Source organism: Sphingomonas sp. UNC305MFCol5.2 (assembly GCF_000712135.1).
Taxonomy (GTDB): Bacteria; Pseudomonadota; Alphaproteobacteria; order Sphingomonadales; family Sphingomonadaceae; genus Sphingomonas.
In genome coordinates this window covers 85,331-109,766 of record NZ_JOOE01000004.1, presented here as the reverse complement: position 1 = coordinate 109,766, position 24,436 = coordinate 85,331, and the positions used below count along the sequence as shown (strand labels likewise).

The 24,436-nt window shown below is 66.3% G+C and carries 20 protein-coding genes; 13 read left to right on the top strand and 7 right to left on the bottom strand.

The window, feature by feature from the left end:
• Positions 1 to 38: 38 nt before the first annotated feature.
• Positions 39 to 1,898: a CocE/NonD family hydrolase gene (locus tag BR78_RS0116560; RefSeq protein WP_029937144.1), complete on the top strand. Its 1,860-nt coding sequence runs from the start codon at positions 39 to 41 to the stop codon at positions 1,896 to 1,898.
• On the opposite strand, the gene BR78_RS0116555 is transcribed toward BR78_RS0116560, so the two are convergent.
• From BR78_RS0116555 to BR78_RS0116530, 6 genes are all read right to left on the bottom strand, one after another.
• The gene (locus BR78_RS0116555; protein ID WP_051683390.1) at positions 1,891 to 2,361 is read right to left on the bottom strand and encodes a GNAT family N-acetyltransferase; all 471 of its coding nucleotides are present in this window, start codon (positions 2,359 to 2,361) and stop codon (positions 1,891 to 1,893) included. The two genes, BR78_RS0116560 and BR78_RS0116555, sit on opposite strands and share 8 nt — an antisense overlap.
• A gap of 35 nt (positions 2,362 to 2,396) precedes the next feature.
• Positions 2,397 to 3,167 carry an ABC transporter permease gene (locus BR78_RS0116550; protein WP_029937142.1) on the bottom strand — a complete coding sequence of 257 codons (771 nt, stop codon included), beginning with the start codon at positions 3,165 to 3,167 and terminating at the stop codon, positions 2,397 to 2,399.
• Positions 3,164 to 4,114, bottom strand: coding sequence for an ABC transporter ATP-binding protein (locus BR78_RS0116545; RefSeq protein WP_029937141.1), 951 nt, complete (start codon positions 4,112 to 4,114; stop codon positions 3,164 to 3,166). The genes BR78_RS0116550 and BR78_RS0116545 overlap by 4 nt, the downstream gene beginning before the upstream one ends.
• A 97-nt stretch (positions 4,115 to 4,211) precedes the next feature.
• Positions 4,212 to 4,970, bottom strand: a complete 759-nt coding sequence (locus BR78_RS0116540; RefSeq protein WP_051683389.1) for a DsbA family protein — start codon at positions 4,968 to 4,970, stop codon at positions 4,212 to 4,214.
• The gene (locus BR78_RS0116535) at positions 4,967 to 6,331 is read right to left on the bottom strand and encodes a M48 family metalloprotease (RefSeq protein WP_037567094.1); all 1,365 of its coding nucleotides are present in this window, start codon (positions 6,329 to 6,331) and stop codon (positions 4,967 to 4,969) included. Before BR78_RS0116535 ends, BR78_RS0116540 begins: the two co-directional genes overlap by 4 nt.
• Before the next feature lie 117 nt (positions 6,332 to 6,448).
• Positions 6,449 to 9,064, bottom strand: coding sequence for an Rne/Rng family ribonuclease (locus tag BR78_RS0116530; RefSeq protein WP_029937138.1), 2,616 nt, complete (start codon positions 9,062 to 9,064; stop codon positions 6,449 to 6,451).
• A 506-nt stretch (positions 9,065 to 9,570) separates the two neighbouring features.
• On the opposite strand from BR78_RS0116530, the gene BR78_RS0116525 reads away from it, so the two are divergent.
• From BR78_RS0116525 to BR78_RS0116510, 4 genes are all read left to right on the top strand, one after another.
• Complete coding sequence (locus BR78_RS0116525) at positions 9,571 to 10,818, top strand: N-acetylmuramoyl-L-alanine amidase (protein ID WP_029937137.1); 1,248 nt, start codon at positions 9,571 to 9,573, stop codon at positions 10,816 to 10,818.
• 116 nt (positions 10,819 to 10,934) lie between these two features.
• Positions 10,935 to 13,451 carry a penicillin-binding protein 1A gene (locus BR78_RS0116520; protein WP_029937136.1) on the top strand — a complete coding sequence of 839 codons (2,517 nt, stop codon included), beginning with the start codon at positions 10,935 to 10,937 and terminating at the stop codon, positions 13,449 to 13,451.
• Between the two features lie 116 nt (positions 13,452 to 13,567).
• Entirely contained in the window at positions 13,568 to 14,695 is a 1,128-nt protein-coding gene (gene prfB, locus BR78_RS0116515; protein ID WP_029937135.1) for a peptide chain release factor 2, read from the top strand.
• Positions 14,692 to 15,459, top strand: coding sequence for a class I SAM-dependent methyltransferase (locus tag BR78_RS0116510; protein ID WP_051683388.1), 768 nt, complete (start codon positions 14,692 to 14,694; stop codon positions 15,457 to 15,459). Before prfB ends, BR78_RS0116510 begins: the two co-directional genes overlap by 4 nt.
• Here BR78_RS0116510 and BR78_RS0116505 read toward each other — a convergent pair.
• Positions 15,451 to 15,849 carry a JAB domain-containing protein gene (locus BR78_RS0116505; protein ID WP_029937133.1) on the bottom strand — a complete coding sequence of 133 codons (399 nt, stop codon included), beginning with the start codon at positions 15,847 to 15,849 and terminating at the stop codon, positions 15,451 to 15,453. The two genes, BR78_RS0116510 and BR78_RS0116505, sit on opposite strands and share 9 nt — an antisense overlap.
• Positions 15,850 to 15,966: 117 nt before the next feature.
• On the opposite strand from BR78_RS0116505, the gene BR78_RS0116500 reads away from it, so the two are divergent.
• From BR78_RS0116500 to BR78_RS0116465, 8 genes are all read left to right on the top strand, one after another.
• Positions 15,967 to 16,761 (top strand): thymidylate synthase, encoded by a 795-nt coding sequence (locus BR78_RS0116500; RefSeq protein WP_029937132.1) that lies wholly within the window; start codon positions 15,967 to 15,969, stop codon positions 16,759 to 16,761.
• Positions 16,761 to 17,567, top strand: coding sequence for a glutaminyl-peptide cyclotransferase (locus tag BR78_RS0116495; RefSeq protein WP_029937131.1), 807 nt, complete (start codon positions 16,761 to 16,763; stop codon positions 17,565 to 17,567). Before BR78_RS0116500 ends, BR78_RS0116495 begins: the two co-directional genes overlap by 1 nt.
• Positions 17,568 to 17,575: 8 nt before the next feature.
• Positions 17,576 to 18,070: a dihydrofolate reductase gene (locus BR78_RS0116490; protein ID WP_029937130.1), complete on the top strand. Its 495-nt coding sequence runs from the start codon at positions 17,576 to 17,578 to the stop codon at positions 18,068 to 18,070.
• Positions 18,067 to 19,233 (top strand): dipeptidase, encoded by a 1,167-nt coding sequence (locus BR78_RS0116485; protein WP_029937129.1) that lies wholly within the window; start codon positions 18,067 to 18,069, stop codon positions 19,231 to 19,233. Before BR78_RS0116490 ends, BR78_RS0116485 begins: the two co-directional genes overlap by 4 nt.
• A gap of 59 nt (positions 19,234 to 19,292) precedes the next feature.
• Positions 19,293 to 20,216, top strand: coding sequence for a bifunctional riboflavin kinase/FAD synthetase (locus BR78_RS0116480; RefSeq protein WP_029937128.1), 924 nt, complete (start codon positions 19,293 to 19,295; stop codon positions 20,214 to 20,216).
• A gap of 374 nt (positions 20,217 to 20,590) precedes the next feature.
• A complete protein-coding gene (gene ileS, locus BR78_RS0116475; RefSeq protein ID WP_029937127.1) occupies positions 20,591 to 23,515 on the top strand; it encodes an isoleucine--tRNA ligase in 2,925 nt (974 codons plus the stop codon).
• Entirely contained in the window at positions 23,515 to 24,030 is a 516-nt protein-coding gene (gene lspA, locus BR78_RS0116470) for a signal peptidase II (protein WP_029937126.1), read from the top strand. The genes ileS and lspA overlap by 1 nt, the downstream gene beginning before the upstream one ends.
• Positions 24,023 to 24,436 carry a DUF3035 domain-containing protein gene (locus BR78_RS0116465; RefSeq protein ID WP_029937125.1) on the top strand — a complete coding sequence of 138 codons (414 nt, stop codon included), beginning with the start codon at positions 24,023 to 24,025 and terminating at the stop codon, positions 24,434 to 24,436. Before lspA ends, BR78_RS0116465 begins: the two co-directional genes overlap by 8 nt.

Below are 24,436 nucleotides of genomic sequence, written 5' to 3'. Positions count from 1 at the left end.
CCCCTTTAGTCCGGGCCGGAACCGGACGGGGATCGCACATGAACAAGCTGATGTTGTTGCTCGCGGCGAGCGTTGCCGCGCTTCCCTTGGCCGCCGCGCCGGCCCGTCAGCAGGCACCTGCGAACGCCACCGAATCGCCCTTCACCTATCAGGAAGTGATGGTGCCGATGCGCGACGGCGCGAAACTGCAGACCGTCATCATCCGCCCCAGAGGCAAGGCCGGCAAGCTGCCGATCCTGCTCCAGCGCACGCCCTATGGCGTCCCTGCCCAGCCGCCCGCGAGCGTGCCGGCATCGATGCGCTTCCTGATGGAGGACGGCTATGTCCTCGTCTTCCAGAACATGCGCGGCCAGTTCAAGTCGGACGGCGATTTTACGATGTCGATGGCGCTCGACGCCAAGGGCAAGAAGCAGGTCGACGAGGCGACCGACGCGTACGACACCGTCGACTGGCTGGTGAAGAACGTCGCCGACAATAACGGCAAGGTCGGGATGTGGGGTGTCTCCTATCCCGGCTATGCCTCGGCAGTGGCGCTCGCCCGACCACACCCGGCGCTCAAGGCGGTCAGCCCGCAGGCGGCGTGGAACGACTGGTGGATCAACGACGATCTCCACCGCTACGGCGCCGCGCGGCTCTCTTACGCCACCGACTGGCTCTTCAGCCTGCAGAACAACGACCAGGGCGACGATTTCGACTATGGCGGCAAGAACCCCGTCGACACGTACGACTGGTTCCTGAAGCTCGGCCCCGTCGCAAATCTCGACAAGCTCTATTTCAAGGGGACAGTGCCCCAGCTCACCGCGATGATCGAGCATCCCGACTACGACGATTTCTGGAAGCGCCAGCGCTGGACCGAGAAGCTCGGCCGCACGACCGTGCCGACGCTCCACGTCGCCGGCTTCTGGGACCAGGAAGATCCGCTCGGCACGTGGAAGATCTACGAGAAGATGGAGGCGCAGGACCCGGACGGCCTCAACATGATCGTCGCCGGCCCCTGGGCGCATGGGACCTGGCATAGCCCCGGCACCGATGTCGGCTACATCAAGCACGGCAAGGAGAGCGGCACCGACTTCATGCGCGACATCGAAGCGCCGTTCTTCGCCTACTGGCTCCACGGCAAGGGCAGCAAACCGACCGGCGAGGCGCGGATGTTCCAGAGCGGCTCGTGGGAGTGGAAGTCCTACCCGAAATGGCCTGCCCCCGGCGCGACCGCGACCAACCTCTATCTCCAGAGCGACGGCACGCTGTCGTTCAATGCGCCCGCCGACGCCGGCCAGTGTCGCGAATATGTCTCCGATCCCGCCAATCCGGTACCGTTCCGCGAGCGCCCCATTTCGCGCACCTATCCCTCGCAGGAATGGCGTTGGTGGGAAGCAGCCGACCAGCGCTTCGTCGATCACCGCCCCGATGTGCTGAGCTACACCAGCGCGCCGCTCGAGGCCGACCTGACCGTCACCGGCGAAGTCGCGGCGAAGCTCATGGCGTCGACGTCCGGCACCGACAGCGACTTCGTCGTCAAGCTGATCGACGTGCTGCCCGACGATTACGAGCCGGTCCGCCCCGGCGCGCTCGGCGAATATCCGCGCACGATGAACGGCTATCAGTTCCCGATCGCAATGGAGGTGCGCCGCGGGCGCTATCTCCAGAGCTTCGAGAAGGCGACACCGCTGACGCCGAACCAGGTGGTGGCGTGGGACGTGCCGCTGCGCAGCCACGACCATGTCTTCAAGAAAGGCCACCGGATCATGGTGCAGGTCCAGTCGAGCTGGTTCCCGGTGATCGACCGCAATCCGCAGAAGTTCGTGTCCAACATCTACAAGGCGGCGCCCGAGGACTTCGTGAAGGCGACTCAGCGCGTGTGCGGCGGATCGCTGGTGACGCTGCCGGTCGTCAAATAGCCGCGACCGGCATCCGCATGAGATACGCGCCCGCGCCGTAGGACTGGTCGGCCTCGCGCGGGACAGTGGCAAAACCCTGCGCGCCCCAGAAGCGATCGGCGCCGCCGACCGCCATCAGCGTGATGTCGGCGAAACCAAGCGCGCGGGCACGTTCCATGACGAAGTCGAGTGCCGCCTTGCCCGCGCCCGTTCCGCGCGCCGCGGGCAGCAGCGCGATGTCGTGGAGGTAATAGGTCGTCGCGTCCGCAGGCACCGCGCCGAGCAGCCCCCCCAGCTTCGGCGGGTCGTCGCGATGCCAGGGATGCGTGATCAGATAGCCCGCGACCTCGCCCTCATGCGCGAACACGCGGCATCCCGCAGGATGTAACGCCAACCGTTCGGCATAGACCGCCTTCGGTTCGGTGTAGCGCCCGTGCACTGCGTCCGAGATCGCCGACACCGCCGCGAGATCGCTCGCGTGCATCTGCCGCCACGCATCTCGATGCGGCGCAACCACGGCTAGCTCTTCAGCCGATATCCGGTGCGGAAGATCGTAACGATCAGCCCGAGGCACAAAACGAGGAACAGTCCGGTCACGCCGAGGCTCCAGCCGACGCTGACATCGCCCGCACCGAAGAAGCTCCAGCGGAAGCCGCTGACCAGATACACCACCGGGTTGAACAGGCTCACCGTGCGCCAAGGCTCGGGCAGCATGTCGATCGAATAGAAGGCGCCGCCGAGGAAGGTCAGCGGCGTGACCAGCAACGCCGGCACCACGTTCAGTTGCTCGAAGCCCCTGGCCCAGATGCCGATGATGAAGCCGAACATGCTGAAGGTTACGGAAGTGAGCACGAGGAACGCCAGCATCGCCGCCGGATGATCGATCCGGAGCGGCACGAAGAATGCCGAAGTGATCAGGATGATCAGCCCGATCACGATCGACTTGGTCGCCGCCGCGCCGACGAAGCCGATCACCATCTCCACGGCCGAGATCGGTGCGGAGAGCAGTTCGAACACCGTGCCGGTGAATTTGGGGAAATAGATGCCGATCGAGGCATTGGCGATACTCTGCGTCAGCAGCGAGAGCATGATCAGCCCGGGCACGAGGAAGCTGCCGTAATTGACGTCGCCGATCGACTGGATCCGGCTACCGATCGCCCCGCCGAAGACGATGAAATAGAGCGAGGTGGTGATCACCGGCGTCGCCACGCTCTGCCAGAGCGTGCGCAGGGTGCGCGCCATCTCGAACTTGTAGATCGCCCAGATGCCGTGGAAATTGACGCCGGTCATGCCACGGCTCCTTCGTTGGAAGCATGCTTCGCCTCGACCAGATCGACGAAAATGTCCTCGAGGCTCGATTTGCTCGTGTCGAGATCCTTGAACGCGATCCCCATTTCCGAAAGCTTGCGCAGCAAGGAGGGAATGCCGGTGCGTTCGGCCTGCGCGTCGAACACGTAGCGCAGCCGATGCCCTTCGTCCTCGAGGCTCAGATGCCACTCCTCCAGCCCCGCCGGGACCGCCGCCATCGGCTCGACCAGCGCGATGTCCATCTCGCGCTTGCCGAGCTTCTTCATCAACGCGGCCTTCTCCTCGACGAGCAGCAACTGCCCCTTGTTGATCACGCCCACCCGGTCGGCCATTTCCTCGGCCTCCTCGATATAATGGGTGGTGAGGATGATCGTCGTTCCACGCTCGCGCAGCTTGCCGATCATCTTCCACATGTCGCGGCGGAGCGAGACGTCGACGCCGGCGGTGGGTTCGTCGAGGAACAGGATATCCGGCTGGTGGCTCAATGCCTTGGCGATCATCACCCGACGCTTCATGCCGCCGGACAATTCCATGATCTTCGCATCGCGTTTGTCCCACAGCGAGAGATCCTTGAGCACCTGATCGAGATGCGCCTGGTCGGGCTTCTTGCCGAACAGCCCGCGCGAGAAGCGCAGCGTGGAGCCGACCGTGGAGAACATGTCGACTGCGATTTCCTGCGGCACGAGGCCGATCCGCGAGCGTGCCTCGCGGGGATGCCGGATCGCGTCATGCCCGTCGACGAGGATCGTCCCCGAACTCGGCGTGACGATCCCGCAGATGATGCTGATCAGCGTGGTCTTGCCCGCGCCGTTGGGCCCGAGCAAAGCGAAGATCTCGCCGCGGCGGATCTCCAGATCGACATGCTCGAGCGCCTTCTGGCCCGAGCCATAGGTCTTGCTGACCTGAGAGACAGACAAAATGGATTGCATTCGGGATGGCCCCCAGAACGGAACGGAGCCGTTACGTAGGGTCGGAGGTAGGACACGGCAAGCGGGTCCAATCGAATCCTCCCCCTCTGGAGAGGATTTACTTCCCCGCCCGCGCCTCGGCGACTGCCGCCGCCAGCCCCGCATAATCGCGCGCGCCCGCAAGCAGTTTGCCGCCGATCACCCAGGCGGGCGTTCCGGTCATCGCCAGTTTTTCGCCCAATTTGTGATTGGCGAGAATTTCCTGCTCGACAGCCTTTGACTGTACGGCCTTGTTCACCAGTTCCTTGTCGAGCCCCGCTTTGCCCGCGGCCAGCGTGATGTTCTCCACGCTCGGCGATCCGGCGGCATAGAGCGCGTCGTGGAACGCCCGGAACTTGCCCTGTTCGGCCGCCGCCAGCGCCCAGCGCGCCGCGACGACGCTTTCGGGCCCGAGCACGGGGAATTCGCGATAGACGATGCGGACGTTCGGATCCCTGGCGAGCAGCTCCTCGATCCCGGGCAGGCTCGCCCGGCAATAGCCGCAGGCATAGTCCATGAACGCGACGACCGTGACGTCGCCGTTCGGATTGCCCGCCCAGGCGCCGGCAAACGGCGTCTGCAGCTGCGCGAGATGCTGCGGCACCGCGGCCTGCGCGCCCTGTTGCACCTTTTCGTAGCGCGCGGTCTCGCGCGCCTGCAGCCGGTCCATCGCCTCGGGCAGCACTTCGGGATGCTCGAGCAGATAACCGCGGATCGCCGGCCCGGCGATCCCCGGTGCCCAGCTCAGGATCAGCGCGAACAGCCCGGCGCCCAGCAAGGCGGATACGAACATGGCGCCGGCGAGCGCCAGCGGGCTGCGCAGCAGTCTGTCGGTCATCGGCGGCGCTTCTTCTCTTCATCCATCGCGGTCTGCGACACCATCGAAATGTCCTGCGCGCGGATCCAGTCGGCCGAGCCCTGCGGCAAATTCGCCATCGCCGATCGCGCGCTCACCAGAGCGGTCCGCGCGTCGCCCATCAGGTTCGCGCGCTCGGCAGTGGCGAGCGCAGTGCGCGGCTCGTCGCCCTTGCGTTCATAGACGGTGCCGAGCTGCATCCAGGCGAAGGGATTCTCCTTGTCGCGCGCGACTGCCTGGCGAAGCACGGTCTCGGCCTCGGCGAGATTGGCCTTGTCCTCGGTCGCGAGCAGCGCGTGGCCGAAGGTCGCGGCGATCAGCGGCTGGTTGTTGGAGCGCCTCGTCGCCTCGCGCAGCGGCGCGATCGCTTCGGCCGGCTTGCCCGATTCGAGCAGGATCTGGCCTTCGAGCTCGAGGAAATAGGGGTCGTCGGGCGCGGTCTTCACCAATGCGGCCGTCTCCGCCGCCGCCTGATCGGGATAGCCCGATTTGTGATAGGCATAGGCACGGGCATAATGCGCGGGCGCCGACTGATCGGTCGCCGGATAGATGCGCAGCGTCGCCTCGGGCTCATTGACATAGCCGCGCAATTTGGCCTGCACACGCTTGAAGCGCACTTCCATCTTCGGATCGATCGGCTTGTTCCATGCCGGCGCCGATTGCAGATCGGCCCGGAGATTCTCGACGCGATCGGCCGACATCGGGTGAGTCTGCGCGAACGGATCGACTTCGGGGTTGGCCTGAGTCGCGTAATAGCCGTAGCGATGCATCTGCGCGGTCAGCTTGTCGAAAAAGGTCAGCATCCCCTTGCCGGTGATGCCGGCAGTGTTGAGGAAGCGCGCGCCGGCGGCGTCGGCCGAGGATTCCTGGATGCGGCTGAAGGCGAGATATTTCCCGATCGCGGCGCGCTGGCCCATCATCAATATGCCGGTGCCCGCCTCGCCCGCGCCCGCCGCCATCGCCGCAGCGCCGAGCAACAGGCTGAGGATCGAGATCTTGGTATAGCCGCCGTCGTTCTGGAACACGGCGTGCCCACCGACGATATGGCCGATCTCGTGCGCGATCACGCCCTGGACTTCGTTGGCGTTGTCGGCTGCGTCGATCAGCCCCGAATGGATATAGACGATCTGCCCGCCGGCGACGAACGCGTTGATCGACGGATCGTTCACCAGCACCACGCGGACATTGTTGGGCGAGAGCCCCGCAGCCTGAATGATCGGGCGGGTCATGTCGGCGAGCATCGCCTCGGTCTCGGCATCGCGCAGGATCGACTGCGCCATCGCCGGGCGCGCCGCGAACAGGCTGAGACAGAGAAAGGCCAGTACGGCCGCTATACGCTTCATGCGCGGCATCATCGGGGCAAACTCCACTGGCGGCAACGCTCTCGGATGTGCGCGATGAACATGTCATGAAGCCTCTCGGGAGCGCGCGGGCGGTTCAGCCCGCGCGCTCCCCTCGAGTCAGGCGCCGAAGGTCCGCTGCCACCAGCCACGGCGGGGACCCGATTCGCCGGCGTCGCCCTCGGCACCGAGGTCCTGCGTCACCGTCTCGGCTTCGGCAGGGGCCTCGACGCTGGCGTCGGCGGGCGCCGGAGCGGCCTGCGCGGCGGCCTTGCGGCGCGTCCGCTTGGGCTTCTCGGCAGGAACCTCGACGACCACCGCCACGGGCGCGACTTCGATCGCCTCGACCGGGGCCTCGGCATCGGCCTTCTTCCGGCGCGAGCGCTTGGGCTTCTCGGCCGGGGCCTCGGGCTCGGGAGCCACAGCCTCGGGAGCGGCCTCGGCCACGATCTCCGCAGGTGCCTCGGCATCGGCCTTCTTGCGGCGCGAACGCTTGGGCTTCTCGGCCGGAGCCTCGGGAGCCACCTCGGTCAGCGCCTCGACGTCGCCGGCCGGCTCGGCCGTTTCGACTGCATCGGCCGCCTCGGCACCCGTGTCCTCGGCATGGCCGCGACGACCGCCGCGACGACCACGGCGACGGCGCTTGCGACCAGCTTCGCCCTCGCCGCTCTCGTGCTCGGCATGCTCCGAAGCTTCGGCTTCGACAGTCGTGTCCTCGGCGTCCTCGGCCTCGCCGCCGGTCTCGCCTTCGCTGACTTCGCTGCCTTCGCCGGCCTCGTTCTCGCGGCCACGGCGACCGCGGCCACGGCGGCGGCGGCGGCGCTTGCCGCGGCCCTCGCCTTCGCCTTCGTCGCGCTCGCGCACTTCGCGGGGCTGGCGGTCACGCGGCGCTTCGGCCTCGGCCTGCTCCTCGTCCTCTTCCTCGTCGATCTCCTCGACGTAATCGTCCTCGTCCTCGGCGAGGTCGAGGAGCCGCTCGATCTTGGGTGCATGCGCCGGCGGCGGACCGCCCGCCTCGACCGACATGCGGGCGCCCTCGACCTCGCCGTCGGACACGACTTCGACGAGGACGCCGTACCGATCCTCGATCTCGGCCAGCTCTCCGCGCTTGCGGTTGAGCAGATAGAAAGCCGCTTCCTGGCTGGCGCGCAGCGTGATTTGCGAGCCGCGGCCGCGCGCGGCCTCGTCCTCGATCAGACGCAGCGCCGAGAGACCCGCCGACGAGGCGGTGCGGACCAGGCCGGTGCCTTCGCAATGCGGGCACTGGCGAGTCGATGCCTCGAGCACGCCGGTGCGCAGGCGCTGGCGGCTCATCTCCATCAGGCCGAACGCCGAGATGCGGCCGACCTGGATGCGGGCACGATCGTTCTTGAGCGCCTCCTTCATCGCCTTCTCGACCTTACGGACGTTGGATCCGTGATCCATGTCGATGAAGTCGATGACGACGAGACCGGCCATGTCGCGCAGCCGCAGCTGGCGCGCGATTTCCTGCGCGGCTTCGAGGTTGGTCTGGGTCGCGGTCTGCTCGATCGAATGCTCGCGCGTCGAACGGCCCGAGTTGATGTCGATCGAGACCAGAGCCTCGGTCGGGTTGATCACGAGGTAACCGCCGGACTTCAGCTGCACCACAGGGTGGTACATCGCCGACAATTGCTCCTCGACGCCGGCGCGCTGGAACAGCGGCACCGCGTCGGCATATTGCTTCACCTTGCGGGCGTGGCTGGGCATCAGGAGCCGCATGAACTCCTTGGCCTGGCGATAGCCGTCCTCGCCCTCGACGATCACCTCGTCGATATCCTTGTTGTAGATATCGCGGATCGCGCGCTTCAACAGATCGGAATCGCCATAGACCAGAGCCGGCGCCGACGATTGCAAGGTCGTCTCTCGGATCCCGTCCCACAGCCGCGCGAGATAATCGAAGTCGCGCTTGATCTCGGTCTTGGTGCGCTGGAGCCCCGCGGTGCGGACGATGCAGCCCATGGTCGGCGGCAGCTTGAGATCCGACATGATCGTCTTGAGGCGCTTGCGATCGGCAGCCGAGCTGATTTTCCGGGAGATGCCGCCGCCATGCGCGGTGTTGGGCATCAGCACGCAATAGCGGCCGGCGAGGCTCAGATAGGTGGTCAGCGCCGCGCCCTTGTTGCCGCGCTCTTCCTTGACGACCTGGACCAGCAGTACCTGACGGCGGCGGATCACGTCCTGGATCTTGTAGCGGCGGCGCAGGTTCATGCGGCGCTGGCGCAGCGCCTCGGCCTCGTCTTCCTTGCCGCCGCGCCCGCGGCGACGGCCCCGGCCGCGGCCGCGATCGCCGCTTCCCTCGCCCTCGGCGGTCTCGCCTTCGGAATCCTCGTCATGCTCCTCGTCGTCGTGCGGGCGCTCGAGAACCTCTACGCCATCCTCGCCTTCGTGATCGTCGTCGTCGCCGTCATCCTGCGCGCGCAGAGCGGCTTCCTCGGCGGCATGCTCGGCCTCCTCGCGGAGCAGCGCGTCGCGGTCCTCCTTGGGGATCTGATAGTAATCGGGATGGATTTCCGAGAAAGCGAGGAAGCCGTGGCGGTTGCCGCCGTAATCGACGAACGCGGCCTGGAGCGACGGCTCCACCCGCGTGACCTTGGCCAGATAGATATTCCCCTTGAGCTGCTTTCGCTCGGCAGACTCGAAGTCAAACTCCTCGATTCGGTTTCCCTTGACGACGGCAACCCGGGTTTCCTCCCGGTGCCGCGCGTCGATCAGCATACGCATGGTCATTTATTGTTCTCCGGGCGCGCCGGCCTGGACCCCTGAGATTAGTGTTCCTGAAGGGCTGGGGCGCGTGCGCGCGATACAGAATGCGGCCTTGGCCGGCGGTGCCGGCTGCGGTCTCGCAGGTTTCGAAAACTGCTGCTGCTCGAAGGGCACGCCCGGACGCGTGGTCCGGAAGCTTCGCCATCGTCACGCGGCCGGCCGAAGGGGCCTGGCGGGTGGGACGATGGGAAAATTGCCTCATGCGAGCGTCAACCTGAACTGTCGCGGCGAATGTGGCCGCGAATATCGTCCGATACAAGGATCGGAGCGGGAGCTTGCTAGCACCCCCCGCGCCATGCGGCAACCGCACCCGATGCGAATAACGTCGTGCAAGCCACGGCATGAATTTGCCGCCGTCCGGCAAATTTATGCCGGTTAACCAAGCTGTTTCACCTGGATTTGAGGGGCACCGGCTAAAACGCATTCGTCAGGGAAGACGTGTTCAAGAGTTAGCTATCATGCATTTGGGCTGGACCCCTCGAGCCCCTGCGCGGCATATCGTGCGGGTGCTATTCCTGCTTGCCCTTCTCTCCGGCTGGTTGACCGGGGTGCCGAGTTGGGCAGGCGTCGTGCAGGAAGTGCGCGTCCATGGCGATCGCGTCGTCGTGAAGTTCGACGCGCCGGTCACCCAGGCGAGCGCATTCCTGCTCTCCGGGCCGCAGCGCATCGCCTTGGACGTAGCCGGCACCGAGCCGGGCCGCGCCGCCGCCGCCGGTGGCGTCGTCGCGAAGATCCGCCAGGGTGCGCAAGGCGACGGCGCGCGCATCGTCCTCGATCTCGCGCGTCCGGCAATCGTGAGCGAGGGAAGCTTCGGCAAGGACGGCCGCACCCTGACGCTCCGGCTCAAGACCGTCGACGACGAACGCTTCGCGCGCGCCGCTGCCGAGCGGCGGATGAGCTTCTTGCCGCCCTTTGCTTATTTCCAGCCCGCGAGCCGGCCTCCGTACAGCGTGTCGATACCGCTGCCGGGGCGCCTGCCCCGGGCGCCGCTGCCGCGCGTCTATGGCGAGGCGAGCCGCCCGCTGGTGGTGATCGATGCCGGGCATGGCGGGCACGATCCCGGCGCCATCTCCGGCGACGGCGGACTTCGCGAGAAGGATGTCACGCTCGAGGTCGCCAAGGCGATCAAGGATGCGCTGCTCGCCTCGGGCCGGGTCCGCGTCGCGCTCACGCGGGAGGACGATCGGTTCCTCGTGCTCCAGGAGCGCTACGGCCTCGCGCGGCGGCTGAAGGCCGATCTGTTCATCTCGGTCCATTGCGACAGCGCCGGCAATGCCGAAGCGACCGGCGCAACCGTCTACACGCTCTCCGAGGTTGCTTCCGACAAGGAAGCCGCGCGGCTCGCGGCGCGCGAGAACAAGGCCGACATCCTCGCCGGCGTCGATCTCGGCGCCGCCAGCCCCGACATCTCGTCGATCCTCATCGATCTCACCCAGCGCGAGACGATGAACGCCAGCGCCAATTTCGCGCGATTGCTCGGCCGCGAGGCGCAGCCGCTGATGCCGATCAAGCCCAATTACCACCGCATGGCCTCGCTGATGGTGCTCAAGGCGCCCGATATGCCCTCGGTGCTGTTCGAGACCGGCTATATCTCCAATTCCGGCGACGCCGCCTTCCTCGCCTCGCCGGAAGGCCGGCGCAAGGTTGCGCAAGGCGTGCGCAAGGCCGTGGAGATCCACTTCGCCACGCGTATGGCCGCGCGCTGATCTGGCTGTTCGTAATCTCCCCACCCCTGCTTTATAGAAGGGAAAGCGACGGGTTGGTTTCGCGGACGTTTTGATCGGGTTTCATCGTCCGAGAAAGTTGCTACACCGCACCCCGCATGGCGGACGGCAGCATTTCCAGCGAGAAGGTGACGATCAGGCGCGAGGCCGGCGGTATCCGCGGCTGGTATCTGCGCGTGCATCGGCGCTGGTGGTTTCGCGTACTCGCCTGGCTGGCGCTGCTCGCGGGCCTGTTCTGGTTCCTGGTCTGGGCGCTGATCGCGCGCAACCTGCCTTCGGTCGACAGCTTGCGCGCCTATGAGCCGCCGCTGCCGACCAATGTCCGCTCGGCCGACGGGCTGCCGATCCACAGCTATGCCCGCGAGCGCCGCGTCCAGCTGAGCTACGCCGAATATCCCAAGCAATTGGTCGAGGCGTTCATCTCCGCCGAGGACAAGACCTTCTTCAGCCATCACGGCATCGACATCCCCGGGCTGGTGCGCGCCGCCTTCCAGGGGATCGTGAGCGGCGAGACTCCCCGCGGCACCTCGACGATCACCCAGCAGGTCGCCAAGAACCTGCTGATCGGCAACGAAGTCAGCTATCTGCGCAAGGGCAAGGAGGCGATCCTCGCCTGGAAGATCGAGAATACGCTCTCGAAGGAGCAGATCCTCGAGCTCTATCTCAATTCGATCGAGCTCGGCCGCAACGCCGGCGGCGTCGAGGCGGCGAGCCAGGCCTATTTCGGCAAGGCGCTGAACGAGCTCAGCCTGCCGCAAATGGCCTATCTCGCCATCCTGCCCAAGGGCCCGGCCAATTATTCGCCCGAACGCTATGAGGCGCGCGCGCTCGAACGGCGCAACTGGGTGCTCGGCCAGATGCAGGCCAATGGCTTTATCACGCCGACGCAGCATGCCGAGGCCATCGCGGCGCCGCTGGGCGCAATCCCGCGGCAGACGCCCCGTTACGAGCGCGTCGGCGGCTATTTCGTCGAAGAGGTCCGCCGCCAGCTGATCGACAAGTTCGGCGAGAAGGCCGAGGACGGCCCCAACAGCGTTTATGGCGGCGGCCTGTGGGTGCGCACCTCGCTCGATCCGCAGCTCCAGCAATATGCCCAGAAGGCACTGCGCGACGGCCTGCTTCGCTATGATCGCGGCCGGGGCTGGAGCGGATCGATCAACCATGTCAACGTGTCAAACGGTTGGCTGCAGCCATTCCTCAACACCAATATCGGCGTCGACTATGAGGATTGGCGCGCCGCCGTCGCGATCGAGCGCAATGCCGGCGGCTGGCAGATCGGGTTCGACAACGGCCAGACTGGCACGCTCCCTCGCGACTTCGCGACGATGCCGGTGCGCGGCAAGGGCGGCGAGGCGTATGACGCGATCCAGGCCGGCGACATCATCGCCGTCGCGCCTGAAGGCGGCGCCTGGTCGCTCCGTTCGGTGCCCAAGGTATCCGGCGGCATGGTGGTCGAGGATCCGCGCACCGGCCGCATCCTCGCGATGCAGGGCGGGTTCGATTCGCGGATCCAGTCGTTCAACCGCGCCACGCAGGCACAGCGCCAGCCGGGCTCGACGATCAAGCCCCTGGTCTATGCCGCCGCGATGGAACAGGGGCTCACCCCCGCCTCGATCGTCGTCGACGGCCCCTTCTGCGTCTGGCAGGGCGCGGGCCTCGGCAACAAATGCTTCCGCAATTTCGGCAACCAGCGCGGCGCCGGCCCCAAGACCCTGCGCTGGGGCGTCGAACAGTCGCGCAACCTGATGACCGTGCAGGTCGCCAACCAGATCGGCATGGAGCACGTCGTCGACCTCATTCAGCGCGTCGGCGTCTCGAAGCAGAAATTCCCGACCTATCTCAGCTACGCGCTGGGCGCGGGCGAGACGACCGTGCTGCGGATGGTCAATGCCTATTCGATCCTCGTGAACCACGGCCGCGCGCTCAACCCGACATTGATCGATTTCGTCCAGAATCGCCGCGGCGAAGTGATCTGGCCCGAAAACTGGCGCGCCTGCGATCGCTGCAACGCGCGCGACTATGACGGCGGCGCGATGCCGCGGCCGATCACCCGTGCCCGCCAGATCGTCGAGCCGATGAGCGCCTATCAGATCGTCCACATCACCGAAGGCGTGATCCAGCGCGGCACCGCCACGACGCTGCGCGAACTCGGCCGGCCGATGATGGGCAAGACCGGCACCACGTCGGGCCCGACCGATGTGTGGTTCGTCGGGGGCACCCCCCAGATGATCGGCGGGCTCTATCTCGGCTATGACAGCCCGACCAATCTGGGCGGCTACGCCCAGGGCGGATCGATCGCTGCGCCGATCTTCAAGCAATTCGCGATTCCGGCATTCAAGGGCATGGAAGTGCTGCCCTTCACCGCGCCGGCCGGCATCCGCATGGTCCGCATCGATCGCGCGAGCGGCCGCAAGGTCGCCGGCGGCTGGCCGACCAGCGACCCGCTCGCCTCGGTGATCTGGGAAGCCTTCAAGCCCGAAGTCGAGCCGCAGCGCCGCCGCCGCACGCCCGAAGAGGAAGCGGCCGCGAAAAAGACCGTCGAGAAGAAGGCCGCGCCCGCCACCCAGGCGCCCTCCGACAGCGACTTCTTGCAACGCGAGGACGGAATCTACTAGCGCGGCACCCTATATCGTCATCCCGGCGAAAGCCGGGATCTCAGGCCGCATGGGGACGGCCTGAGGCACGAGATCCCGGCTTCCGCCAGGATGACCGAAATTTGGAGTTATCGAATATGCGCGCCGAAGCGCAGGCTCATGTCGACAAGATCAAGGCGGCGCTGGCGCTGCTGCGCCGGTTCCTCGATTGGGACCGCGCGCTGCGCCGGCTCGACGAACTCAACGCGCGCGTCGAGGATCCGACTTTGTGGAACGACGCCAAGGCCGCGCAGGACGTGATGCGCGAACGCCGCCGCCTCGACGAGGCGGTCACCGCTACGCGCGCGATCGAGACCGAACTCAACGACACCGCCGAATTGATCGAGATGGCCGAGGCCGAAGGCGACGAGGAGATGGCGAGCGAAGGCACCGCCGCGCTCGCCGCGCTCGCCGATCGCGCCGAGGTCGACAAGGTCAAGGCCCTGCTCTCGGGCGAGGCCGATCCCAACGACACCTATATCGAGATCAACTCGGGCGCCGGCGGCACCGAAAGCCAGGACTGGGCGGGGATGCTCCAGCGCATGTACACGCGCTGGGCCGAGCGCCACGGCATGAAGGTCGAGCTGATCGACTATCACGCCGGCGAGCAGGCCGGGATCAAATCGGCGACGTTGCTGATCAAGGGCGAGAACGCGTACGGCTACGCCAAGACCGAGAGCGGCGTGCACCGCCTCGTCCGCATCTCGCCGTACGACAGCGCGGCGCGGCGCCACACTAGTTTCTCGTCGGTGTGGGTCTATCCGGTGATCGATGACGATATCCAGGTCGAATATAATGAGAGCGACCTGCGCATCGACACCTATCGCGCGTCGGGCGCCGGCGGGCAGCACATCAACACCACCGATTCGGCGGTGCGCATCACGCACATTCCCACCGGCATCGTCGTCCAGTGCCAGAACCAGCGTTCGCAGCACAAGAACAAGGCCGAGGCGTATAACCAGCTCCGCGCCCGCCTCTACGAGCGCGAGCTCCAGATCCGCGAGCAGGCCGCCAATGCCGAGAACGCCACCAAGACCGATATCGGCTGGGGCCACCAGATCCGCTCCTATGTTCTTCAGCCCTATCAGCTGGTGAAGGACCTTCGCACCGGAGTGACTTCCACTGCGCCGTCCGATGTGCTCGACGGAGACCTCGACGCGTTCATGGCGGCTGCGCTATCGCAGCGCGTGACCGGCGAGACGGTCGAAGTGGAGGATGTCGATTGAGGCCAGCGCTCGCTCTGGGCACCGCCCTGTTGCTGCTCGCCGGGTGCGACGGAGCCAAGCCGGTCCTGCGCGAGGACAAGGCGCAAACGAAGAATACCGGCTTCCCCGCCGCCGATCGCCCGGTGGCTACGATCGTCTCGACGCGCTGGTCGACCGAAGAAGCGCGTGATCGGCTCAACGAGGCGGGCCAGGTGATGAACTTGGCCGGGATCAAGCCCGGCATGACCGTCGCCGATATCGGCGCGGGCGAGGGCTATTACACGATTCGCCTTGGCCAGCGCGTCGGCGACAAGGGCCGCGTCGTCGCCGAGGACATCGTCCCAGCCACGATCGAGCAGCTTGCCAATCGCGTGATTCGCGAGCGGCTCAACAACGTCACCGTGCGGCTCGGCCTTCCCGCGGATCCGCGATTGCCCGAGGCGAGCTTCCACCGCGTGCTGATGGTGCACATGTACCATGAGATCGAATCGCCGTACGAGTTTCTCTGGCGCCTCCGACCCTCGCTGACGCCTGACGGCGAAGTGATCGTCGTCGATGCCGATCGCCCGACCGAGCATCACGGCACGCCGCCCGATCTGCTCAAATGCGAGTTCGGCGCGCTCGGTTATACCCTCGTCTCGATGCGGCCGATGCCTTCGGCCGGCGGCTATCTGGCAATCTTCCGCGCCGGCGGCGAACGCCCCGAGCCGAGCATGATCAAGGCATGCAAGAGCGGCGCCCGCGCTACGCCGGCAGCGGTGCAGACGGGCGAGGGCTCAGAGTAATCCGAGACCGCGAAAGCTGACGATCCCCCCGGTCGCCACGATCAGGTGATCGATCAGCCGCACCTCCAGCGTCCCAAGTGCTCGCGCCAGCAGGCGCGTCGCCTCACGATCGGCGATGCTCGGCTTCGGGTCTCCGCTCGGATGGTTATGCGCCATCACCACTGCCACTGCGCCGAACGCCAGTGCATCGGCAGCGACCTCGCGGATCGGCAACACCAGCCGGCTGACCGAACCCGAACGCGCGTGGCGCAGCCCCAGCACCTGCTGATCCGCGCCCATGTACACGAACGCCATCACTTCGGTAGGCTCGTCGGCCAGGCACGCGAACAAGGCGCCGGCGGCATTGGCATCCGCGAGCCGGCGCGGCGCGGCGAGAGCTTCGAGAGCCATTCGCTCAGGCTGCCAGCGCGGCGCGCATCCCCTAAGTGTTTCTCCCTCCACTTCGGCACCGAAACGGAGCCAACCGATCCGCTTGGCGCGCGGCCATCGCCCCGCTAGGCTGATGCGATGCGTCAATATCTCGACTTGATGGAACGCGCGCTGGAACACGGCGCGGAGACGATGGACCGCACCGGCACGGGCACGCGCTCGGTGTTCGGCCACCAGATGCGCTTCGATCTCGCCGCGGGCTTTCCTTTGCTCACCACCAAGAAGCTCCATATCCGATCGATCATCATCGAATTGCTCTGGTTCCTGCGCGGCGACACCAATGTCCGCTGGCTGCAGGAGCGCAAGGTGAGCATCTGGAACGAATGGGCCGACGAGGCCGGCGATCTCGGCCCGGTCTACGGCAAGCAATGGCGCCATTGGGAGACCGCGGACGGCAAGGAGATCGACCAGATCGCCGAGCTGCTCGACCAGATCCGGAACAATCCCGGCTCGCGTCGCCAGATCGTCTCGGCATGGAACCCCGGCGAGCTCCACGCCATGGCGCTGGCGCCGTGCCATTGCCTGTTTCAGACCTATGTCGCCAATGGCCGGCTCAGCCTCCAGCTCTACCAGCGCTCGGCGGACATCTTTCTCGGGGTGCCCTTCAACATCGCCAGCTATGCGTTGCTCACCCATCTGCTCGCGCAGCAGGCGGGGCTCGAGCCGGGCGAGTTCATCTGGACCGGCGGCGACTGCCATCTCTATTCGAACCATCTCGAACAGGCCCGCGAGCAGTTGGCGCGCGAACCCGGTCTGCTCCCCCGGCTCGAGATATTGCGCATGGCGCCCTCGATCGACAGTTACGACTATGAGGATTTCGTGATCCACGACTATGAAGCGCAGGCGCATATCAAGGCGCCGGTGGCGGTATGATGCGCAAGCTGATCATGCCCGGGCTGCTCGCCCTCGCCGGCTGCAGCGGCCAGGACGAAATGCCCAAGGTGCAGACGGTCGAGGTAGTGAAGAGCTATCCGCACGACACGCAGGCCTTTACCGAAGGCCTGTTCCTCGATGGCGGCACCTTGTTCGAGAGTACCGGGGAAGAAGGCACTTCGGGGATCCGCAAGGTCAATCTCGACAGCGGCGAAGTCGTCGCGCAGGCGCCCTTGTCGCCGCCTTATTTCGGCGAGGGGATCATCGGCTGGAAGGACAGGATCTACCAGCTGACCTGGAAGGACCAGAAGGGCTTCATCTACAGCAAGGCCGACTTCAAGCCGCTCGGCGAATTCGCGTACAAGGGCGAAGGCTGGGGGATGACGCACAACGGCAAGTCGGTGATCATGAGCGACGGCACGTCGACGCTGCGCTTCCTCGATCCCGAGACGATGGCGCAGCAATCGACTCTCGCGGTCACAGCCAATGGGTGCGCGGTCAAGGAGCTCAACGAGCTCGAATGGATCGACGGCGAGATCTGGGCGAACATCTGGCGCACCGACCTGATCGCGCGGATCGATCCCGCGACCGGCAAGGTCAAGAGCTTCGTCGACGTTTCCGCGCTCGGCCCGCTTACGCCGAGTGAGGACGAAGTGCCCAACGGCATCGCCTATGACGCGAGCGCCAAGCGCATTTTCGTCACCGGCAAGATGTGGCCGCAACTCTACGAAGTGAAGGTGAGCGACGCCCCGCCCAACGGATCGGCGCAGGATCAGGCCGCGGCGCTGATGCGCTGCCAGCCCTGAACCGCGGCATGGGGCACATCACCTTCCACCTCGCCCGCGCCGACAATGGCGTGATCGGGCGCGACGGCAAATTGCCCTGGCACCTCCCCGCCGACCTCAAGCGCTTCAAGGCGCAGACCATGGGCAAGCCGATGGTGATGGGGCGGAAAACCTTCGAGAGCTTCCCCAGCCCCCTGCCCGGCCGCCGCCACATCGTGCTGACCCGCGACACCGGCTGGCATGCCGCGGGCGCCGAAGTCGCGCATTCGCCCGAGGCGGCGCTAATGCTGGCGGGCGACGGCGAGGTCGCGGTGATCGGCGGGGCGGAAGTGTTCGCCTTGTTCCTCGACCGCGCCGGACGAGTCGAGCTGACCGAAGTCCATGTCGACGCCGAGGGCGATGCGCGCGTACCCGGCTTCGGCGCGGGCTGGCGCGAGACGGCACGCGAGGACCATGCGAGCGAAGCCGGGCGTCCCGCCTACAGCTTCGTCACGTTGGAGCGGGTTGGGGAGCGGGCAGGATGAAAAAATGGCTCTGGGGGCTAGCGGCGATATTGCTGCTCGCCGGGATCGGGTTCTTCGGCATCGCGCCGCCGATCGTCGAGGCGGGAATGAACAAGGTCGTCCCCGCGCCGCTCCCCAGGGTCACTGCGCAGACCCGCGCGCTCCACGATTCGCTCCAGATCGTCGACATGCACGGCGACACCCTGCTCTGGCGCCGCAGCCTGCTCGATCGCGCCGAGCGCGGCCAGGTCGACTTGCCGCGGCTGATCCAGGGCAATGTCGCGCTGCAGATATTCTCGTCGGTGACCAAGACGCCCAAGGGCCAGAATTACGATTCGAACACCGCCGACACCGACAACATCACGATGCTGACGGTGGCGCAGCTCCAGCCGGTCAAGACGTGGAACTCGCTGCTCGAGCGCTCGCTGTGGCACGCGCGGAAGCTCGATCGCGCCGCCGCGGGATCGAACGGCAAGCTCCGCGTGATCCGCACCCCGGCCGAGCTCGACCGTCTGCTCGCCGATCGCGCGGGCGGCAAGAAGGTCGTCGGCGGGATGCTCTCGATCGAGGGGCTGCAGGACATGGAGGGCAAGCTCGGCAATCTCGACAGGCTCCACGCCGCGGGCTTCCGCATGGCCGGGCTGGCCCATTTCTTCGACAACGAAATCGCCGGATCGATGCACGGCGTGAAGAAAGGCGGGCTGACTCCACTCGGCGTCCAGACCGTGCGGCGGATGGAACAGCTCGGCATGATCGTCGACATCGCGCATTCGAGCCACCGGACCGTCGCCGAAGTGCTCGCGATGGCGAAGCGCCCGGTCGTATCCAGCCATGGCGGCGTGCAGGCGACCTGCAAGGTCAACCGCAACCTCACCGACGAGGAGATTCGCGGCGTGGCGAAGACCGGCGGGGTGATCGGCATCGGCTATTGGGACGCGGCGATCTGCTCGACCGCGCCGGAGGCGATCGCGCGGGCGATCGCGCATGTCCGCGATCTGGTGGGGATCGATCATGTCGGGCTGGGCTCGGACTTCGACGGGGCCGTGACGACCGGGTTCGACACGTCGCAGCTCGCGGCGGTGACACAGGCTTTGGTGGACAGGGGGTTCACGCCCGACGAGATCCGCAAGGTGATGGGCGGCAATGTGCTGCGCGTGCTCAGGGCGGGGATCGTGGGAAGCTAGTTCCCTCTCCCAAGGGAGAGGGCTTTCAGAACACCCGCCCTCTCCCTATAGCCCCACCGATGGAGCGACTGGACAACGGCTCGCCGGTGCCGGCGCATCTTCGCGGCGGGATCGTCGCGCTCGGCAATTTCGACGGGTTTCACCTCGGGCATCAGGCCGTGATCGGCCGCGCGGTCGAACGTGCCCGGGCCGAAGGGCGCCCGGCGATCGTCGCGACCTTCGATCCGCACCCCAAGCGCTATTTCCAGCCGCGATCGGGGCACTTCCGGCTGACCACGCTCGACCAGCGCGCGCGGCTGTTCGCCGAAGCAGGCGTCGATGCGATGCTCGTCTTCCACTTCGACGCGGCGCTGGCTGGGCTCAGCGCGCGCGAATTCGCCGAGCGGCAACTGGTCGAGATCCTCGGCGTGGGCGGCGTGGTGACCGGGGGCGACTTCACCTTCGGCAAGGGGCGAGAAGGCGATGTCGCGATGCTCGCCGAACTGGGCGGCGCACTCGGCTATTCGGCGGAAGTGGTCGCGCCGGTGACGCTCGACGGCGAGACCGTGTCGTCGAGCCGGATCCGCGACTATCTGCGCGCAGGCGATCCGCGCGGCGCCGCGAAGCTGCTCACCCGCCCCTTCGCGATCGAGGGGCCTGTCCAGCACGGCGCCAAGCTCGGCCGCGAGCTCAGCTATCCGACCGCGAACATGTCCCTCGCCAATTATCTGCGCCCCGCTTACGGCATCTATGCCGTGCGCGGACGGCTGGCCGACGGGCGCGTGCTGAACGGCGTCGCCAATCTCGGCATCCGCCCGAGCTTCGATCCGCCCGAGGAACTGCTCGAGAGCTTCTTCTTCGACTTTGACGACGATCTGTACGATCAGGTCCTCGAAGTCTCGCTGATCGACTATTTGCGCCCCGAGGCGAAATTCGATTCGATGGACGCGCTCAAGGTCCAGATGGACGCGGACGCCGCAAAGGCGCGGGCGCTTCTGCGCTAGCTCTTTCGTCACCCCGGACTTGTTCCGGAGTCCACCAAGCCGCGTCGGCAGGATTCGATCCTCCCGCTTTCCGCTGCCTCCCGGTGGACCCTGGCCCGAGGCTGGCGTGACAGTCGCGCCAGGGGCCTATCGCCTCACCCCCTTTTCGTGATCCGGCAGAACCCCCTTGCAATGTAGGATTTGGCCGATCACGTTCGCGAAATGTTCTATTCATTATACTCGGCCCTCGCGCGCACCCGCGCGCCCGCGCGTGCGCAGGTGGGACCGTCAACTTCGTCAGGAACCGGTATCCAAATACCTGCCGAAGCGCGCGACTCGCAGTCCTTTCGTAAGGGATGACTTCCGTGCGCCCATCCTCTAATCGGCGCGGACCCATGAGCGACGAAAAAGACTATCGCGAAACCGTCTTCCTGCCGAAGACCGATTTCCCCATGAAGGCCGGCCTTGCCCAAAAGGAACCGGCGATCCTCGAACGCTGGGCGAAGATCGGGCTCTATCGAAAGCTGCGCGAGGCCCGCGCGGGCCGCGAGACCTTCCTGCTCCACGACGGCCCACCCTACGCGAATGGCGACATTCACATGGGCCATGCGATGAACAAGATCCTCAAGGACATCGTCGTGCGCAGCCAGACCCTGCTCGGCAAGGACGCGCCCTACGTCCCCGGCTGGGACTGCCACGGCCTGCCGATCGAGTGGAAGGTCGAGGAAGCCTATCGCGCCAAGAAGCTCAACAAGGACGAAGTCGATCCCGTCGCCTTCCGCGCCGAGTGCCGGGCCTATGCCGAGAAATGGGTCGCCGTGCAGCGCGGCCAGTTCGAGCGGCTCGGGGTGATGGGCGACTGGGACACGCCGTACCTCACGATGAACTATCAGAGCGAGGCGATCATCGCCGGCGAGCTCTTGAAGTTCGCCGAGAGCGGCCAGCTCTATCGCGGCGCCAAGCCGGTGATGTGGTCCCCGGTCGAGAAGACTGCGCTGGCCGAGGCCGAGGTCGAATATGAGGACGTGGTGTCGACGCAGATCGACGTGTCGTTCGAGATCGTCGAGGCGCCGAACGCGCCCGAGCTGGTCGGCGCGCATGCAGTGATCTGGACGACCACGCCGTGGACGATCCCGGTGAACCAGGCGCTCGCCTATGGACCGGACTTGGATTATGTCGCCTACAAGGGCAGGCAGCTCGCACTGATCGACAAGTCACTACCGGCCAATACGGGCAACCTTAAAACCGTTTGGGAAGGCACCGTCATCGTCGCGGCGGAGCTTTTTGATCGCGGCCAGCCGGGCGATTTCAGGGGAAGGACCTCCTTCACTCCGGATGAGACTCCGTTCAAGCCTGTCTGGCGTGGCAAGGGCTCCGACCTCGCCGGCGCCGTCGCCCGCCACCCGATGCATCATCTCGGCGGCTTCTTCGCCAAACCGCGCCCGTTCCTGCCCGGCGACTTCGTCACCACCGACACCGGCACCGGCCTCGTCCATATGGCGCCGGACCATGGCGAGGACGACTTCCTGCTGTGCAAAGCGCACGGGATCGATCCGGTGTTCGCGGTCGACGGCGCGGGCATGTACCGCGCCGACTGGCTGTGGCTCGGCGGCCAGGGTTCGGTGATCAACAAGAAGTTCGTCGCCTCGGACGGCCCGATCTGCACCGATCTGCGCGAAGCGGGCGCCTTGCTCGCCGCAACCGACGATTTCGCGCACAGCTATCCGCACAGCTGGCGGAGCAAGGCCAAGATCATCTTCCGCGCGACGCCGCAATGGTTCATCCCGATGGATGGAGCGCAAAAGCCCTCTCCCCTTCAGGGGAGAGGGTTGGGAGAGGGGGGCTCTCCGCATGCGACACCGATCGGGGATATGCCCCTCTCCCCTGAAGGGGAGAGGGAGTCGAATGGCGCCACTCTCCGCGGCATCGCGCTCGACGCAATCGAAACCACCCGCTGGGTGCCCGAGCGCTCGATCAACCGCATCCGTTCGATGGTCGAGGGCCGCCCCGACTGGGTGATCAGCCGCCAGCGCGCCTGGGGCGTGCCGATCGCGCTCTACGTCAACCGCGCCACCGGCGATTATCTCCGCGACCCGGAGGTCAACGCCCGCATCCTGCAGGCCTTCACCAATGGCGGTGCCGATGCCTGGTTCCAGGCCGACCACCAGGCCCTGCTCGGCGAACGCTACGACCTCGCCGATTACGAAGTGATCACCGACATTCTCGACGTGTGGTTCGACTCCGGCTCGACGCATGCCTTCGTGGTCGAGGCGCGCTATGGCGAAGATGTCCGCGCCGACCTGTATCTCGAAGGCTCGGACCAGCATCGCGGCTGGTTCCAGTCGTCGCTGCTCGAAAGCTGCGGCACGCGCGGCCGCGCGCCTTACGGAGCGGTGCTCACCCACGGCTTCGCGCTCGACGGCAATGGCCGCAAGATGTCGAAGTCGCTCGGCAACGTCGTCGATCCGCTGAAAATCATCGGCGAGAGCGGCGCGGACATCCTGCGCCTCTGGGTCGCGCAGACCGATTATTTCGAGGACGTGCGCATCGGCAAGGAAGTGCTCGCCGGCACCGGCGACACCTACCGGAAACTGCGCAACACCTTCCGCTATCTGCTCGGCGCGCTCGACGGGTTCGAGGAGGCCGAGAAGCTGCCCGTCGGCGAGATGCCCGAGCTCGAGCGCTATGTGCTCGCCAGGCTCGCCGAGCTCGACGCCGAGCTGCGCGCCGCGGCGGAGGCGTTCGAGTTCAATCGCTACAGCCGCGCGCTGACCGATTTCGCCAACGAGGATCTGTCGGCCTTCTTCTTCGATATCCGCAAGGACTGCCTCTATTGCGACGCGGCCACGGATTCGAAGCGGCGCGCCTATCGGACGGTGCTCGACACTTTGTTCCACGCTTTGGTGCGCTATGCCGCGCCGATCCTGAGCTTCACGGCCGAGGAAGTGTGGCAGGCACGCTTCCCGAGCGAGGACGGTTCGGTCCATCTGCTCGACTGGCCGGTGCTGCCCGAGGGGGCAATCACGACCGGCGACTGGACCGCGATCCGCGCGCTACGCCAGACGGTGACCGAGGCGATCGAGCCCTATCGCCGCGAAAAGACGATCCGTTCGAGCCTCGAGGCCGAAGTGACTGTGCCCGATCTGCCGGCCTCAGGCGACGAACTCGCCGAATTGTTCATCGTCTCGAAGGTCGAGCAGGGCGACAGCGTCACGGTAACGCCCACCGAACGCCATAAATGCGGCCGGTGCTGGCGACATCTTCCCGAGGTTGCGGAGGACGGCTTGCTGTGCGACCGCTGCGCCGAGGTGGTGGGTTGATGAAGAATTGGCATTTCGGGCTGCTCGTCGCGGCGCTCGTGTTCCTGATCGATCAGGGCGCGAAATATTATGTGACCGGTCCGCTGGGGCTCAATGTGCAGGACGCGTCGCTGACCGTGCTGCCGATCTTCGACCTCAGGTTCGTCAAGAATGTCGGGGTGTCGCTGGGGCTGCTGCCGGCGAGCGGCGCGACGATGCGCTGGCTGCTGGTGCTGCTGACCGCGGGGATCGCGGCGGGCGTGCTCTGGTGGATGCTGCGCGAAAAGAAGCGCCCGGACGTGGCCGCGCTCGGCCTGGTGCTGGGCGGTGCACTGGGCAATATCCTCGATCGGACGCGGCTCGGCTATGTCGTCGATTTCGCCGATTTGCATTTCGGGACGTGGCGCCCTTTTTTGGTCTTCAATGTGGCCGATGCGGCGATTACCATCGGCGTGCTGATCCTGTTGATCCGCGCCCTGTTCGTGCGCGATAAGGCCGGGCAAGCGCCCGCTGTGGAGAATGAAGTCAATGCGTAAGCTGATCACCGTCGCTGCGGGCATCGCGCTCGCGGGCTCGCTCTCCGCCTGCGGCAAGAGCGGGGTCGACCGCGCCCGTCCCGATGAATTCGCCGTGGCGCGCGCCGCGCCTTTGGTGATCCCGCCCGATTTTGCCCTGGTACCGCCGCGTCCGGGCGCGCCGCGCCCGCAGGACACCAATCCTTCCGCCCAGGCGCTCGACGCCCTGTTCGGCGGATCGCAGGCGCGCAGCGCCTCGGAGAATGCCACGCTCGACGCTGCCGGCCGCACTTCGGCCGAAGTCGGCACGCGCAGCAGTGCGGGCAGCCCCACCACCAACGTGGTCGACAAGGGCAGCACGACGCGCGACATCATCGCTGCGCCGCAGGGCGACGGCCAGGCCGCACGGGCCAGCACGCCGCAATAA

Bases quoted from the DNA above. Each gene is read 5' to 3' on its own strand.
- BR78_RS0116485 (WP_029937129.1), top strand. From the start codon at position 18,067: ATGAAAAAATGGCTCTGGGGGCTAGCGGCGATATTGCTGCTCGCCGGG.
- BR78_RS0116545 (WP_029937141.1), bottom strand. From the start codon at position 4,114: ATGCAATCCATTTTGTCTGTCTCTCAGGTCAGCAAGACCTATGGCTCG.
- BR78_RS0116490 (WP_029937130.1), top strand. From the start codon at position 17,576: ATGGGGCACATCACCTTCCACCTCGCCCGCGCCGACAATGGCGTGATC.
- BR78_RS0116560 (WP_029937144.1), top strand. From the start codon at position 39: ATGAACAAGCTGATGTTGTTGCTCGCGGCGAGCGTTGCCGCGCTTCCC.
- BR78_RS0116465 (WP_029937125.1), top strand. From the start codon at position 24,023: ATGCGTAAGCTGATCACCGTCGCTGCGGGCATCGCGCTCGCGGGCTCG.
- BR78_RS0116525 (WP_029937137.1), top strand. From the start codon at position 9,571: ATGCATTTGGGCTGGACCCCTCGAGCCCCTGCGCGGCATATCGTGCGG.
- BR78_RS0116480 (WP_029937128.1), top strand. From the start codon at position 19,293: ATGGAGCGACTGGACAACGGCTCGCCGGTGCCGGCGCATCTTCGCGGC.
- ileS (WP_029937127.1), top strand. From the start codon at position 20,591: ATGAGCGACGAAAAAGACTATCGCGAAACCGTCTTCCTGCCGAAGACC.
- BR78_RS0116530 (WP_029937138.1), bottom strand. From the start codon at position 9,064: ATGCTGATCGACGCGCGGCACCGGGAGGAAACCCGGGTTGCCGTCGTC.
- BR78_RS0116495 (WP_029937131.1), top strand. From the start codon at position 16,761: ATGCGCAAGCTGATCATGCCCGGGCTGCTCGCCCTCGCCGGCTGCAGC.
- BR78_RS0116550 (WP_029937142.1), bottom strand. From the start codon at position 3,167: ATGACCGGCGTCAATTTCCACGGCATCTGGGCGATCTACAAGTTCGAG.
- BR78_RS0116500 (WP_029937132.1), top strand. From the start codon at position 15,967: ATGCGTCAATATCTCGACTTGATGGAACGCGCGCTGGAACACGGCGCG.
- BR78_RS0116535 (WP_037567094.1), bottom strand. From the start codon at position 6,331: ATGAAGCGTATAGCGGCCGTACTGGCCTTTCTCTGTCTCAGCCTGTTC.
- lspA (WP_029937126.1), top strand. From the start codon at position 23,515: ATGAAGAATTGGCATTTCGGGCTGCTCGTCGCGGCGCTCGTGTTCCTG.
- BR78_RS0116540 (WP_051683389.1), bottom strand. From the start codon at position 4,970: ATGACCGACAGACTGCTGCGCAGCCCGCTGGCGCTCGCCGGCGCCATG.
- BR78_RS0116520 (WP_029937136.1), top strand. From the start codon at position 10,935: ATGGCGGACGGCAGCATTTCCAGCGAGAAGGTGACGATCAGGCGCGAG.
- prfB (WP_029937135.1), top strand. From the start codon at position 13,568: ATGCGCGCCGAAGCGCAGGCTCATGTCGACAAGATCAAGGCGGCGCTG.
- BR78_RS0116505 (WP_029937133.1), bottom strand. From the start codon at position 15,849: ATGGCTCTCGAAGCTCTCGCCGCGCCGCGCCGGCTCGCGGATGCCAAT.
- BR78_RS0116555 (WP_051683390.1), bottom strand. From the start codon at position 2,361: ATGCACGCGAGCGATCTCGCGGCGGTGTCGGCGATCTCGGACGCAGTG.